At 52.1% G+C, this 12,945-nt stretch carries 13 protein-coding genes and 2 tRNA genes; 10 read left to right on the top strand and 5 right to left on the bottom strand.

The window, feature by feature from the left end; genetic code table 11:
• The first annotated feature begins 2 nt into the window (after nt 1–2).
• From E3E32_RS04970 to E3E32_RS04945, 6 genes are read left to right on the top strand one after another with little or no spacing between them, the layout of a single operon-like run.
• Nucleotides 3–2,720, top strand: a complete 2,718-nt coding sequence (locus tag E3E32_RS04970) for a DNA-directed RNA polymerase subunit A' (protein WP_167730592.1) — start codon at nt 3–5, stop codon at nt 2,718–2,720.
• 5 nt (nt 2,721–2,725) lie between these two features.
• Nucleotides 2,726–3,901, top strand: a complete 1,176-nt coding sequence (gene rpoA2 / locus E3E32_RS04965; protein ID WP_167730590.1) for a DNA-directed RNA polymerase subunit A'' — start codon at nt 2,726–2,728, stop codon at nt 3,899–3,901.
• A 13-nt stretch (nt 3,902–3,914) separates the two neighbouring features.
• Nucleotides 3,915–4,217, top strand: coding sequence for a 50S ribosomal protein L30e (locus E3E32_RS04960; protein WP_012571178.1), 303 nt, complete (start codon nt 3,915–3,917; stop codon nt 4,215–4,217).
• Nucleotides 4,217–4,654, top strand: coding sequence for a NusA-like transcription termination signal-binding factor (locus tag E3E32_RS04955; protein WP_012571179.1), 438 nt, complete (start codon nt 4,217–4,219; stop codon nt 4,652–4,654). Before E3E32_RS04960 ends, E3E32_RS04955 begins: the two co-directional genes overlap by 1 nt.
• 10 nt (nt 4,655–4,664) lie before the next feature.
• On the top strand, nt 4,665–5,108 hold the full coding sequence (locus tag E3E32_RS04950; RefSeq protein ID WP_012571180.1) for a 30S ribosomal protein S12: 444 nt from the start codon (nt 4,665–4,667) through the stop codon (nt 5,106–5,108).
• A gap of 5 nt (nt 5,109–5,113) precedes the next feature.
• Nucleotides 5,114–5,761, top strand: coding sequence for a 30S ribosomal protein S7 (locus tag E3E32_RS04945; protein WP_167730588.1), 648 nt, complete (start codon nt 5,114–5,116; stop codon nt 5,759–5,761).
• A gap of 234 nt (nt 5,762–5,995) precedes the next feature.
• On the opposite strand, the gene E3E32_RS04940 is transcribed toward E3E32_RS04945, so the two are convergent.
• The 4 genes from E3E32_RS04940 to E3E32_RS04925 form a co-directional block, all read right to left on the bottom strand.
• Nucleotides 5,996–7,120: an alkaline phosphatase family protein gene (locus E3E32_RS04940; protein WP_167730997.1), complete on the bottom strand. Its 1,125-nt coding sequence runs from the start codon at nt 7,118–7,120 to the stop codon at nt 5,996–5,998.
• A 5-nt stretch (nt 7,121–7,125) separates the two neighbouring features.
• Nucleotides 7,126–7,461: a type II toxin-antitoxin system PemK/MazF family toxin gene (locus tag E3E32_RS04935; protein WP_167730586.1), complete on the bottom strand. Its 336-nt coding sequence runs from the start codon at nt 7,459–7,461 to the stop codon at nt 7,126–7,128.
• Nucleotides 7,458–7,658 carry a hypothetical protein gene (locus tag E3E32_RS04930; protein WP_012571184.1) on the bottom strand — a complete coding sequence of 67 codons (201 nt, stop codon included), beginning with the start codon at nt 7,656–7,658 and terminating at the stop codon, nt 7,458–7,460. The genes E3E32_RS04935 and E3E32_RS04930 overlap by 4 nt, the downstream gene beginning before the upstream one ends.
• 66 nt (nt 7,659–7,724) lie before the next feature.
• Nucleotides 7,725–8,990: an Nre family DNA repair protein gene (locus E3E32_RS04925; protein ID WP_167730584.1), complete on the bottom strand. Its 1,266-nt coding sequence runs from the start codon at nt 8,988–8,990 to the stop codon at nt 7,725–7,727.
• Between the two features lie 111 nt (nt 8,991–9,101).
• Between E3E32_RS04925 and E3E32_RS04920 the strand changes: the two genes are divergently transcribed.
• The 4 genes from E3E32_RS04920 to E3E32_RS04905 all read left to right on the top strand — a co-directional run bounded on the left by E3E32_RS04920 (nt 9,102) and on the right by E3E32_RS04905 (nt 11,675).
• Nucleotides 9,102–9,187: transfer RNA gene (locus E3E32_RS04920), tRNA-Ser, on the top strand.
• Nucleotides 9,188–9,207: 20 nt separating this feature from the next.
• Nucleotides 9,208–9,282 (top strand) — tRNA-Cys (locus E3E32_RS04915).
• A gap of 838 nt (nt 9,283–10,120) precedes the next feature.
• Entirely contained in the window at nt 10,121–10,324 is a 204-nt protein-coding gene (locus tag E3E32_RS04910) for a MoaD/ThiS family protein (RefSeq protein ID WP_012571186.1), read from the top strand.
• 457 nt (nt 10,325–10,781) lie between these two features.
• Nucleotides 10,782–11,675 (top strand): hypothetical protein, encoded by an 894-nt coding sequence (locus tag E3E32_RS04905; protein WP_167730582.1) that lies wholly within the window; start codon nt 10,782–10,784, stop codon nt 11,673–11,675.
• Between the two features lie 42 nt (nt 11,676–11,717).
• On the opposite strand, the gene E3E32_RS04900 is transcribed toward E3E32_RS04905, so the two are convergent.
• Nucleotides 11,718–12,917, bottom strand: coding sequence for a pyridoxal phosphate-dependent aminotransferase (locus tag E3E32_RS04900; RefSeq protein WP_167730996.1), 1,200 nt, complete (start codon nt 12,915–12,917; stop codon nt 11,718–11,720).
• Nucleotides 12,918–12,945: the final 28 nt, after the last annotated feature.

Genomic DNA, 12,945 nt, shown 5'->3' with positions numbered 1-12,945 from the left:
CCATGCAGTCGATGAAAAAGGTCATCGGGAGTATTGAGTTCGGAATCCTCTCACCCCAGGAAATCAGGAAGATGAGCGCGGCCGAGATAACCGTTCCAGACACTTACGACGATGACGGTTACCCAATCGAAGGCGGCCTCATGGACAAAAGGCTGGGTGTCATTGATCCCGGACTCAGGTGTGAGACCTGTGGAGCGAGAGCGGGAGAGTGCCCCGGTCACTTTGGCCATGTTGAACTTGCTAGGCCGATAATCCACGTCGGCTTCGCCAAGACCATCCACCGTGTCCTTGAGAGCACCTGTAGGGAGTGCGGAAGGATAAAACTCACCGACGAGGAAATAGATGAGTACATAAAGAAGTTCGAGGTCATGGGCGACAGAAAGAAAGCCAAGGACAGGCTCATCAAGGAGATACACAAGAAAGCGAAGGAGAGAATGGTCTGCCCACACTGTGGTGCTCCGCAGTTCCCGATCAAGTTTGAGAGACCGACCATCTACTGGGAGCTCAGGAAGGACGAGGAGGGCAACGAGTACAAGCACAGGATGATGCCGAGTGAGGTCAGGGACAGGCTTGAGAAGATCCCCGATAAAGACCTCCCGCTTCTCGGCCTGCACCCGGAGAAGGCCAGGCCGGAATGGATGGTCCTCACAGTCCTTCCGGTCCCACCGGTTACAATGAGACCGTCCATCACTCTCGAGAGCGGTATTAGGGCGGAGGACGACCTCACCCACAAGCTCGTCGACATAATCCGTATTAACAACAGGCTCAAGTCCAACATCGAGGCCGGAGCTCCTCAGCTCATCATCGAGGATCTCTGGGACCTTCTCCAGTACCACGTCACCACCTACATCAACAACGAGACCTCAGGAATTCCGCCGGCCAAGCACAAGAGCGGAAGGCCCCTCAAGACCCTCGCCCAGAGACTTAAGGGTAAGGAGGGCCGTTTCAGGGGCAACCTCAGCGGTAAGCGTGTTAACTTCTCAGCCCGTACCGTTATCAGCCCCGATCCGATGATAAGCATCAACGAGGTTGGTGTTCCGATAGCGGTAGCTATGGAGCTCACCGTTCCCGAGAAGGTCACTGAGTTCAACTACGAGAAGCTCAAGAAAATGGTCCTCAATGGGCCCGAGAAGTATCCAGGAGCCAACTACGTTATCGACCCCGAGGGAAGAAGAATCAGGCTCATGGAGAACAACCTCGAGATCATCGCTGAGAAACTCGACATAGGCTGGACGGTTGAGAGACACCTCCTCGACGGTGACATAGTCCTCTTCAACAGACAACCGTCGCTTCACAGGATGTCCATCATGGCCCACCGCGTCAGAGTCATGCCTTACAAGACCTTCAGACTCAACCTCGCCGTCTGTCCGCCTTACAACGCTGACTTCGACGGTGACGAGATGAACCTCCACGTGCCGCAGACGGAGGAAGCTCAGGCAGAGGCCAAGATACTCATGGAAGTCCAGAACCACATCATCTCACCGCGTTACGGTGGCCCGCTTATCGCCGGAATACAGGACCACATTTCCGGCGGCTACCTCCTAACGCGCGAGGGAGCCTACTTTACCCGCTCAGAGGTCGAGCAGATGCTTATGTTTGCCGGCGTTGACGTGGACAAGCTCCCCAAGCCGGACAAGGTCGAGAACGGCGTTGAACTCTGGAGCGGAAAGACCATATTCTCCCTTCTCCTGCCCGAAGACTTGACCATCTGGTACAGAAACAAGCTCTGCGACGATCCGGAGCGCTGCGAGGCCCTTGAAAAGCTCATCGAGGAGAAGCTTATCCCGGACGAAGAGGAAGTGAGAAAGCTCGCCTATGATGGCTTCACATACATCCTCAACGGCAAGCTCCTCAGCGGTGTCGTTGACAAGAAGGCCTACGGAAGAGAGGATGGTAAGATACTCGACATCATCGTGAGAGAGTACGGCGTTGAGAGGGCCAGACAGTTCCTAGATCAGGTCACCAAGCTCGCCATATGGGTGATAACCCACAAGGGCTTCACGACTGCGATAGACGATGAAGACCTTCCGAGCGAGGCTCTTGACAGAATCAAGGAGATTATACGCGAGGCTGAGGAGAGGGTTAACAGGCTCATAGAGGCCTACAAGAACGGTGAGCTCGAACCTCTCCCAGGTAAGACCCTTGAGGAGACCCTTGAGAGTAATATCATGGCCGTCCTTGCCGAGGCTCGTGACAACGCAGGTAAAGTCGCTGAGAAATACCTCGGTATGACAAACCACGCGGTCATCATGGCCAAGACCGGAGCGAGGGGTAAGATGCTCAACATCACCCAGATGGCGGCAATGCTCGGTCAGCAGTCTATCCGTGGAAAGCGTCTCTACCGCGGCTACCGCGAAAGGGTTCTGACCCACTTCAGGCCTGGTGACCTGGGAGCCAGGGCAAGGGGATTCGTCGTCAACTCCTACAAGAGCGGACTAACGCCGCAGGAGTACTTCTTCCACGCCATGGGTGGAAGGGAAGGTCTCGTCGATACGGCAGTCAGGACTGCCCAGAGCGGTTACATGCAGCGCAGGCTCATCAACGCCCTCCAGGATCTCAAGGTGGACTACGACGGAACCGTCAGAGATCCAACGGGCATCATCGTCCAGTTCAAGTACGGTGAGGATGGCGTTGACCCGATGAAGAGCTGGCAGGGCAAGACCGTGGATGTGGATAGGGTGATTGTGAGAACCCTGCTTAAGGTCAGGAGTAAGGGGTGAGAGAAATGGTTGCTGCCAAGACTATCAAGAGCCTCGTCGATAAGGCCAACCTCCCCGATAACATCAAGGAGGAGCTTTACAACAAGCTCATCGAGTACAACAAGAAGTACAAGCTCAAGAAGGCTGAAGTCGAGGCCATCATAGAGGAGACCGTTAAGGAGTACCAAAACTCACTCATCGAGCCTGGAGAGGCTATAGGAACTGTTGCTGCCCAGTCTATCGGTGAGCCCTCAACGCAGATGACCCTTAACACCTTCCACTACGCTGGTGTCGCAGAGATAAATGTTACCCTTGGTCTGCCGAGAATCATCGAGATTGTTGATGCCAGAAAGAACCCGTCCACGCCAATCATGACCGTCTACCTCGACGAGAAGCACAGATACGATAGGGAGAAGGCCCTAGAAGTTGCGAGGCGCATTGAGGGAACGACCCTTGAGAACCTCGCCAGGGAGATGAGCATCGACATCCTCAACTTTGAATTCATCGTTGAGATTGACCCGGAGAGACTTGAGAAGAGTGGCCTCGACATGGAGAAGATTCAGAAAAAGTTGGAGAGCTCCTTCAAGAGCGCAGAATTCGAAGTAGATGGCTACACGCTCATTATGAGGCCCAAGAAGGTAACCAAGCTCTCTGACCTTAGGAGACTCTCCGAAAAGGTTAAAAAGCATCGCCTTAAGGGTCTCTCGGGCGTCGGAAAGACGATTATCAGGAAGGAAGGCGACGAGTACGTCATCTACACAGAGGGTTCCAACTTCAAGCAGATCCTCAAGGTTCCCGGCGTTGACCCGACGAGGACGAGGACGAACAACATCCACGAGATCGCCGAGGTGCTCGGAATCGAGGCTGCAAGAAACGCCATCATCGAGGAAATCGTCAACACGATGCGCGATCAGGGTCTTGAGGTGGATGTCAGGCACATCATGCTTGTCGCCGATATGATGACGCTCGACGGCGTCATACTGCCCATAGGCAGGCACGGCATAGTTGGGGAGAAGGCCAGCGTGCTTGCCAGGGCCGCGTTCGAGATCACCACTCAGCACCTCTTCGAGGCCGCTGAGAGGGGTGAAACCGACCCGCTCAACGGTGTCGTTGAGAACGTCCTCATAGGACAGCCGGTTCCAGTCGGAACCGGAATCGTCAAACTGGCAATGAATCTCCCCCTGAGACCGAAAAGGGAGTAGGGAGGTGTGATTGATGGATCTAGCTTTCGAACTTAGGAAGGCTGACGAGACCGGAAAGATAATCAAGGGAGCTAAGAAGACCATCCAGCTCGCCAAGATGGGTGGAGCGAAGCTGATTATAGTGGCCAGAAACGCCAGGCCGGACATCAAGGAAGACATCTACTACTACGCCAAGCTCAGCGGCATTCCGGTTTACGAGTTTGAGGGAACAAGCGTTGAGCTCGGCACCATCCTCGGAAGGCCGCACACTGTCTCGGCTCTGGCAGTGGTAGACCCTGGTGAGAGCAAAATCCTGGCCCTCGGGGGTAAGGAGTAATGCCGCTCAAGCTCAACACTGATCAGATAAAGTACATAGCCCTCTTCGAGAGCATGACGGGAGCTACAGTGCTTGACTGCCTCATCGACAGCAACAGGAACAGGCTTATCTACGTTATCAAGAGGGGCGAGATGGGACTTGCCCTCGGAAAGAAGGGAGCCAACGTCAAGCGCGTTCAGAACATGCTTGGAAAGGAGATAGAGCTCATCGAGCACTCGGAGAATCCCGAAGAGTTCCTGAGGAACATTTATAAGAGTCTCGGGGTAAAGGTTAAAAAAGTCCACATCACTGAAAAGAGGGATGGTAAAAAGGTCGCCCTCTTGGACATAGGCCCGCGCGAGAAACCGCGCGCCATTGGAAGGGGCGGCCAGAACATCAACCTCGTGAAAGAATTGATGGAGAGACACCACGGTATTCACGACGTGATCATAATTTGAGGTGATGCTCATGCCGGGAAAGAAGGCTCCATATGGAGAGTTCGCTGGTAGAAAGCTCAAGCTCAAGAGGAAGAAGTTCCGCTGGAGCGACATAAGGTATAAGAGAAGAGTCCTTCGCCTTAAGGAGAAGAGCGACCCGCTCGAGGGAGCCCCGCAGGCCAAGGGAATCGTCCTCGAGAAGATAGCCGTCGAGGCCAAGCAGCCCAACTCTGGAATGCGTAAGGCAGTTCGTGTTCAGCTCATCAAGAACGGTAAGGTCGTTACCGCGTTCACCCCGGGTGACGGTGCTATCAACCACATCGACGAGCACGACGAGGTCATCATCGAGGGAATCGGCGGTCCAAAGGGCGGTTCTATGGGTGATATCCCGGGAATCAGGTACAAGGTCGTCAAGGTGAACAGGGTTTCCCTCAAGGAGCTCGTTAAGGGCAGAAAGGAGAAGCCGAGGAGGTGAAGGAAATGGCCAAGCCGCTCACCGAGAGGTTCTACCAGCCTAAGGAGCTCAAGGTCATGGGAAGGTGGAGCGTTGAGGACGTCGTTGTGAATGACCCATCGCTCAGGCCTTACATCAACCTCGAGCCGAGAATTCTTCCGCACAGCCATGGAAGGCACGCCAAGAAGCCCTTTGGAAAGGCTCAGGTTCACATCGTCGAGAGGCTCATCAACAAGGTCATGCGCAGTGGTGCCAGCAGCCACAAGGTCGGCGGCCACTTCATGAGGAGAGAGCACCGCTCCCTCATGAGCAAGAAGATGAAGGCCTACGAGGTCGTCAAGGAGGCATTCATGATCATCGAGAGGAGGACCAAGCAGAACCCGATTCAGATTCTCATAAGGGCTATCGAGAACTCTGCCCCAAGGGAAGACACGACCACCATTGCATTCGGTGGAATCCGCTACCACATGGCCGTTGACGTTTCACCGCTCAGGAGGCTCGACATAGCCCTCAAGAACATCGCCCTCGGTGCGAGCGCCAAGTGCTACCGCAACAAGACCAGTTACGCCCAGGCCCTCGCTGAGGAGATAATCGCAGCAGCTAACAAGGATCCAAAGAGCTTCGCCTACAGCAAGAAGGAAGAGATCGAGAGGATTGCCCAGTCCTCACGCTGAGGGCTGGCAGGTTTCCCTTCTTGTTCTCTTCTGTTTCTACGCTTCTACTTTGCCCCCACTTGCAATGTTTTTAGGGAATATAATTTTGAGAACTGGTTGTGACATATGAAAGCGCAGAACAATCATGAAGTAATTAGTATGAATTCTATGATTTACTGGAAAAAGTTAAAGCGCCGAAATTAGCATGAAGAAGGCCGAAGGGACTGATTCTTGTCCTCTTTCTCCTTCATCCATTCAACTTCTATCTAGCAGACTCTCTCCCACCATATTCCCTGGCTTCTCAACGCCAAAAAACTCCAGAACCGTCGGTGCTATGTCCATGAGGCCCGGGTTTTCAAGCTCAACTTTCTCGAAACCCCACAGTATCAGTGGAACCTTCACAACTGACTCGTTCATCGAGCCGTGCATTCCCTTAACCCAGTGGCTTACTCCCTTAATCCCCCTGCACATTCTGTGGGAGCAGAACCAGTAGCCGGGCTTGGCCGAGACTATCAGCTCGCCGCTCAGCGGCGTGTCGAGGTGTGGAAGCTCATCGCGGAAAAAGACTTCTTTGACCCCCGGAGCCTTCCTCAGAACTTCAAAAGCTTCCTCGGCCTGGTTCGGGTCTCTGAGATAAACATGAACTCCACCGCCAGAGGAGACGCGTAGCGTCTCGATGCCGTGTTTCCTGAGGTATGTTCTCAGGTTCACCCAGGTGTGAACCTCCTCCTGTCCGTGGTCGGCGAAGATTATGAAGGCGTACTCGTCCTTCAGGCGCTCCCATAGGGTTCTCACTGCGGTATCGACGGTCTCAACGGCCTTCAGGGCCCCTTCGCTCAGCGGCCCATGGTCGTGGCTCATGCCGTCTATCGAAGCAAAGTGGACGAGGAGCAAATCCGGTCTGCATTCCTCGTATAGGTAGATGGCTGAGTTCATGACCCAGATGTCCTTCCTCCAATCGCGACCATGCTGACGGTACATCCTATCGCCAGCAAAGAAGGGTGGGAAGATTCTAACGTCCGTCCCGCTGAACGGGGGCATCGTATAGCCGCTGACGGCTGCGGTTCTAACACCTTTCTGCCGTAGCAGGTCAATGATGGTCGGGGACTTAATGACCTTGTGGGGATTAAAGGCCACCTCATAGTTGTAGAAGTTGACCTTCCGATCAGAGATGCGGTCGTAGTAGCCGTTCTCGACGACCCCGTGATCTTTCGGCCACATCCCCGTCATCACGCTGGTGTGAACTAAGTCCGTGAGCGTTGGAAAGATGGAGTCAACCACCGCAAACTCACCGCTTTCAGCAAGCTCGCTCAGGAATGGCATGTGTTTGATGTTGTAAACCCCACAGCCGTCGAGGCTTATCAGCGCGAGCTTCTTCATGTTCATCACAGCCTAAGCGTATTACAGAGTTTTGCGTTTATTTCTTCCTTGAGTAGGTCTCCAACTTCACCTAGAATGCCTGCAAGAAGACCCTTATGAACTGTCGCTATCTTGTTGAGCTTAATAATCGAAGAAACTTTAAACCCAGTGACTTTAAATTCCAGATGAGAGCGTTCAACGAGAACGTCAGTTTTTGGCTCGAACTTCTCAAGTCTCGACGAAATGAACGCCACTACAACATCATCTTTTCCTTCGTACAGGACAAGTGCCGGACGAAGTTTAGTTGCCCGTAGATCCGTGAAAGGGAAGTGCACAAGAACTATCTTGCCTTTGAGACTCATTTGAATCTCACCTTAAGGTCTTCGTAGGAGTACAGGTCTGGTTCGGATTCTAGAAACTCCCTGAGGGATTCTTCTGAGAGCTTTACGACTCCATAAAGCTCGCTTGCCTCAATCAGCTCCTCTAGTTTGTGTTCTATCTCCTCAAGTTTGCGCTCTATCTTCAATATTTCGTTAATCACTCTAACATCCTCACTCACGCTATCACCCCCAATCGGTGTCGGCCTGACGTGCAGTCATCATACCTCAGTGGGATGGAGTGATCGTCATCCACCGAAGTCCCCTTTGTTAATCAGGTATAAATTCTTTCCGAGCCACTCGTCTAAAGTTTTCTGCCTCGCTAAGCTGCCAAGTATGTAGCTCCTCGCGAGGTACTTCTCGAACGGATGCTCAAGACGGCGCTTTATGACCTCTAGCGCCTCGTTCAGCGTTGAGAAGCGGCCGATGAGGTTGTTCATAGCTTTCTTGACGCCGAGCCTTATCTGCCAGACACCAACGGGGGCGTAGTACTCGGGAGTAACCTCGCGGAAAACTACTATCCTTGCCTGTCTCCTCCTCACTCTCAAAGCTTCAAGAACGCTCAGACGAGCTGCATGGTAGGCGCCGGCCGTTTCCTTGACGTACTCCTTTCTTCCGCGGAAGTCCTCGTAGTCGTGGATGACGCTCGGTTCGTCGCTTCCGAAGAGCGAGCCCTTGAGCCACACCTCAAGGAGTTCGAAGGCATAGCTCTCAGGCATGAGAAGAACAGCGTAGCGGTTTCCGAGGAAGCGGTAGAAGTAGACCTCGTAGTCGTTTATCTCTGGATAGCTCAGAATTTCGCGCCTTAGGTTATTCCCTATCGTGTCCTGAACGGCGGTAATGCTCCACCTTGTGGGAACAAGCCTCTTGTCAACGCCGAGAAGTCCCGCGGAGAGGAGCCTTATAATATAGTACTCGTCAAAGCCCCAGTTGTAAAGCCTCATTATTGCCTGCTCTGCCTTTAGCTCGTCGCTAACGACGTAGTCCGTCCTCCTCGGAATCCTCGGATTCTCCGTGAGCTCAAAGTCCAAAAGCTCCGCCTTTGGCCCTATCGGCGGGGCAAACTCGCTTGGGAGGACTTTGAGAATGGGCTTTTTCTTCAGCAAAATCTCGCTGTCAACGGGCTTTATCGACATTGCCAGCTCCTGAACCTCGCCAAGTATTCTCCTGCTCCTCCTTACGTGGACATCTGCTTTCGTCTCGCCCATAACCAATAGCGAGCGGTAGTAAAGGATGTCCCTTATCGTCTTGTCCTCCCACTTCATGGGATTGTCGAGGTGACTGGTATCTCCCTCAATCGGCGGCACGAGAGGGCCTATGCGAACCTTAGGATAGCCGTACTCCCCAACGAAGATGCTCGGCGGAGAAGAGCCAAAAAGGTGGCGCTTATTGAGCTTTTCCTCCACCTTCCGGGCTACCCTAAACCTCTCGAGAATTGGACAGGTAGACCGGCCACAGAGGAGTTTCCTGCCCTTGCAGACGGCACAGAGCTTGGAGTTGAAGAGCTGGGTCATCGGGAATAGTTACTCGGGGAAGGTATTTATGGTTTGCCAACGCTGGCATCTCGAGTATCTTCCAAAAAACTTAAAAACCCCCTCCGGCTCATATAACTCGGGCATTGGAGTGCCGCGGTAGCCTAGCCTGGTAGGGCGCCGGCCTGCTAAGCCGGTGGGCGCTGCCCACAGGGGTTCAAATCCCCTCCGCGGCGCCAAATCTTTCTCTGGGTCAAATGCCGGGATAGCCTAGAGGTGAGGCGGTGGACTGCAGATCCGCTTTACGGGGGTTCGAATCCCCCTCCCGGCTCCATAACGAAAGACAAGGGGGCTCCGCCCCCTTATCTCTCTGTACTCTCAAACCCCCGAAGTGGGGCTTCGCCCCACGTTGGGAAACTTTTGCTTGGCAAAAGTTTCATCAAAGTTTGGCATGCCTTTTGTGCCTGGTCCTTTTGAGTGGGTTTGCCTTCTAAAATGATGATTCTTTAAAGCGTGTTTCATGCTTGAGCGCCCTTCGCGCGCTGTTTTAAAGTAAACACCCTTCAAATTGTCTAACGTAAGTGCAAACCCCTTTCAAACGCAACTCTTGGGGAAGCATGACGACTTTTAACTTCTCCTTTTTGAACAGTTAAACCTTTTTGGTCAAGCTTTGCGCAAGCAAAGGTTGCTGGGGGCTAACGTCCCCACACCCCCGAAAACTTCGCCTGCACGACGTCGAGCTCTGCTCGACGCAAGGGACGACAGTCCCGCAGAGTTTGATCAAGGTTTGTGATTCTTCTTGGAATGCTCTTTCTCATCATGGATTTTCAAGTTTAGGAGGGAATTATTGGTGGGGGATTTACTTGTGAGGAGGGACTCCTTAAGGGGGTTCACTCTAACCTGCGCTCCTTCGGAGCGCGGTTCAAGTAGAACCCGCGTGAAATGGGGAGTTTGTTTGTGAATCCATCTTTCAAAAGGTGACTTTTGGGTTAAATCCTTCTCAACTGCACCTTTGAACGGGAATCACAAACTTTGATGAAACTTTTGCTTGGCAAAAGTTTCCTGGCCTCGGAAGTGGTGGCCCTCATCACCCCCTCGGTGCCGGGCCAAACGTTCCTCATCGGCCGGGAGATTTTATAAACGCTTGAAAGATATGCCTTTCGGTGGTGACGATGATCAGGGTCAAGGTCCTTGGAAGAGGAATCGAGAAGGAACTCGAGTGGAGGAAAGGCATGAAGATCGCAGATGTTCTCCGCGAAGTGGGCTTCAACACAGAGAGCGCGATAGCGAAGCTCAACGGCCGCGTTGCTCTGGAGGACGAAAACGTGAAAGATGGTGACTACGTGGAGGTTATTCCTGTAGTTTCGGGCGGATGAAGCAGAGTTACAGAGATTTATTCAATATTTTGAACAAAACTGAACTTTTTAGTTTTAGGCAATAGTTTGGCCAACGGAAGTTTTTAATTTATGTATTCTTGGAGCAAAAGTGTTATATACAACTTGCAATGATTATACATGGTAATCCTCTTGGAAAGGGACGAATGCAGAGATGGGCAGTAATGTTCATTATTGGGCTGTTCGTTTTGAGTGGTCTCGAGTACGTGCAGAAAGGAACAACCCGAAATTCTACACCAACTCAAAGACCTGCCAGAACACAAGTATGGAGATGTCAGAAGTTCCTGCAAGTGGGCTAACAATCACTGTGCAGGATGCTTGCGCCAGACCACGCAAGATCTCAAAATTTCGTTGTGTGCACCAAAGAAGAATATGGAGACCAATGTGGAAGAGCAACGGTGGTGCTGTTTGATAATGGGTAACCTTGGAGGGTAGTGAAATGAAAGCCAGAAAGGTATTTTTCATATTATTGATTGTTGCCATTTTCTTCTTACCCAAAGGACTGCTTATCCCAACAAACGCAGAAGGAGTATCTTTTGAGGATAGCATCATATCAACAACAAGTTGTCCATTCAGGATTCATGCAACTTACATACCTGCTAATTTTTCCCATGTTTTCAGGATTTTTGTGAACGACACGCTTGTTGCCAACTACATACTACCTGGGATGAACAAGGGGTCTATCTGCACCCCAGAGGGGATTCTCCTATATGCGTATTTCCTTGAAGGAGGAAGGGGAAGAACGTCTATGATTTTTCTCGATCACAATCTGAACATAAAATGGTGGCGTCCGTTTAGTGCTTATCCACTCAAGTATACCAAAGATGGCATGATCCTCGTTAGTTCTGCCCCATTTGGCTCTGGAGGTGAGTCCTGTGCATATCTCATGAATATCTCCACAGGAGAAACAACATTCAGATTTTGCCCCGATGTTTTGGGGGCCCATATCTCTGATGTCAGAATTATTGGTGACAAAGCTTACGTGACCGTTGGGTGGCCAGACAGAGGGTGGTCTTCCCTTAAGACTAAAGTAATCCTTTACATCGTGGAAGGGAAGAAAGTTAAGAGGAAAACAATTACAAGCATCAACGGCGAGGGCCTTGGGATTAGAGTGCGTGTAGACGCTGATGACAGCCATGTTGCGGTGGCATATTATCTTAAAAATGAGAAAGGCAAAGAAAAGAACGGAGTCTGCATTTACACGGCAGGCCATTTAATCAAAATTGCCTGCAAGAGCTTTAATGAGCGGCCATATGACGTGAAACTTGATGGAAACATAGTTTACATCAAAACATGGAACAGCGTAAAAGCCTACAAAATAATCGGTCCATGAGAACTCCCATTATTTTCCCCAACAGAGAAAATGGAGAGGAAATCAGGAACTCAGCCTCTTCCTCATGAACGCCTCGAAGTTATCCATGGCCTCCTCGAGTATCTCAACCGGCGGCAGGAAAACTATCCTGAAGTGCCACTCACCGGCGTAGCCGAAGCCTGAGCCATGGACGAAGAGTACGTGAGCCTCGTTGAGGGCATCGAGCACGAACTCCTTGTCGTTCTTCCACTTGGAGCACTCCTCTATCTTCGGGAAGATGTAGAATGCTCCCTGAGGCTTGACGGTGCTTATTCCTGGAATCTCGGTCAGGCGCTTGTATATGTAATCCCTCCTCTCCTTAAGCTTGGCCATGTACTCCTCGAGGTAGTCCATCGGGCCGGTGAGACCCGCTATTGCGGCGAATTGGGCGGGTGTATTGGGGCACAGTCTGATTCTCGCCATTTTGTCGACAGCTTCCCGAATCTCATCGAGCTTGCCCTCGGGATCAACGTAGTAGAAATAGCCGAGACGCCAGCCTGTTGCGAAGTAAATCTTCGAGAGGCCGTTCATGACGATGACCGGGACGTCCTTGGTGAGTGAGCCCGGAGAGACGTGCTCGCCCTCGTAGGTCATGAGGTCGTATATCTCGTCGCTTATAACCGGAAGGTCATATTCACCCGCTAAATCGAGAATCTCCTTTATAGTCTTCTTCTCGTAAAGCGCTCCTGTTGGGTTGTTCGGGTTGATTACAGCTATGGCCTTGGTTTTCTCATCAATTTTCTTCCTCATGTCGTCTATGTCAGGCTGCCAGCCGTTCTCCTCAACCGTCAGGTACTCCCTGGGTACTCCCTCATAGAACTTAACGAGGCCGGTGTAGGGTGGATAGCTCGGGCTCGGCACGAGGATGTTGTCACCAGGATTGAGCAGAGCGCCGAAGAGGAACTGGAGCGCCTCCGTGACTGCGGCCGTAACACGGACGTCGTCGGGGGTTATATCCACGCCGTTTTTTCTTTTCTCGCGCTCTACTATTGCTTCCCTAAGCTCGGGCAGGCCCTCGCTCGGACCGTAGTAATTGTGGCCCTCCTGGATGGCCTTACAGTAGGCGTCCCTCATGTGCTTCGGCGGCTGGAAATCGTACTTTCCGGGGTCACCAATATTGAGCCTGATTACCTTTATTCCCTTCTTCTCAAGCTCCCTGGCAGGAAGAACAACGTCCCTTATAGCGTATTCAATCCCCATAGCCCTTTCGGATGCGCGAATCATGAGCACCACCGGAGAGAGTTGAAGACTT

The organism is Thermococcus sp. GR6 (assembly GCF_012027415.1).
Lineage (GTDB): Archaea > Methanobacteriota_B > Thermococci > Thermococcales > Thermococcaceae > Thermococcus > Thermococcus onnurineus.
Note: the sequence above shows the minus strand (reverse complement) of the source record. Positions and strands in the feature narration are given on the sequence as shown.

Coding starts and splice junctions, on each gene's coding strand:
- E3E32_RS04950 (WP_012571180.1), top strand. CDS start 4,665: ATGCCGGGAAAGAAGGCTCCATATGGAGAGTTCGCTGGTAGAAAGCTC.
- E3E32_RS04900 (WP_167730996.1), bottom strand. CDS start 12,917: ATGATTCGCGCATCCGAAAGGGCTATGGGGATTGAATACGCTATAAGG.
- E3E32_RS04970 (WP_167730592.1), top strand. CDS start 3: ATGCAGTCGATGAAAAAGGTCATCGGGAGTATTGAGTTCGGAATCCTC.
- E3E32_RS04935 (WP_167730586.1), bottom strand. CDS start 7,461: ATGAGTCTCAAAGGCAAGATAGTTCTTGTGCACTTCCCTTTCACGGAT.
- E3E32_RS04940 (WP_167730997.1), bottom strand. CDS start 7,120: ATGAAGAAGCTCGCGCTGATAAGCCTCGACGGCTGTGGGGTTTACAAC.
- E3E32_RS04905 (WP_167730582.1), top strand. CDS start 10,782: ATGAAAGCCAGAAAGGTATTTTTCATATTATTGATTGTTGCCATTTTC.
- E3E32_RS04925 (WP_167730584.1), bottom strand. CDS start 8,990: ATGACCCAGCTCTTCAACTCCAAGCTCTGTGCCGTCTGCAAGGGCAGG.
- E3E32_RS04945 (WP_167730588.1), top strand. CDS start 5,114: ATGGCCAAGCCGCTCACCGAGAGGTTCTACCAGCCTAAGGAGCTCAAG.
- E3E32_RS04960 (WP_012571178.1), top strand. CDS start 3,915: ATGGATCTAGCTTTCGAACTTAGGAAGGCTGACGAGACCGGAAAGATA.
- E3E32_RS04910 (WP_012571186.1), top strand. CDS start 10,121: ATGATCAGGGTCAAGGTCCTTGGAAGAGGAATCGAGAAGGAACTCGAG.
- E3E32_RS04955 (WP_012571179.1), top strand. CDS start 4,217: ATGCCGCTCAAGCTCAACACTGATCAGATAAAGTACATAGCCCTCTTC.
- rpoA2 (WP_167730590.1), top strand. CDS start 2,726: ATGGTTGCTGCCAAGACTATCAAGAGCCTCGTCGATAAGGCCAACCTC.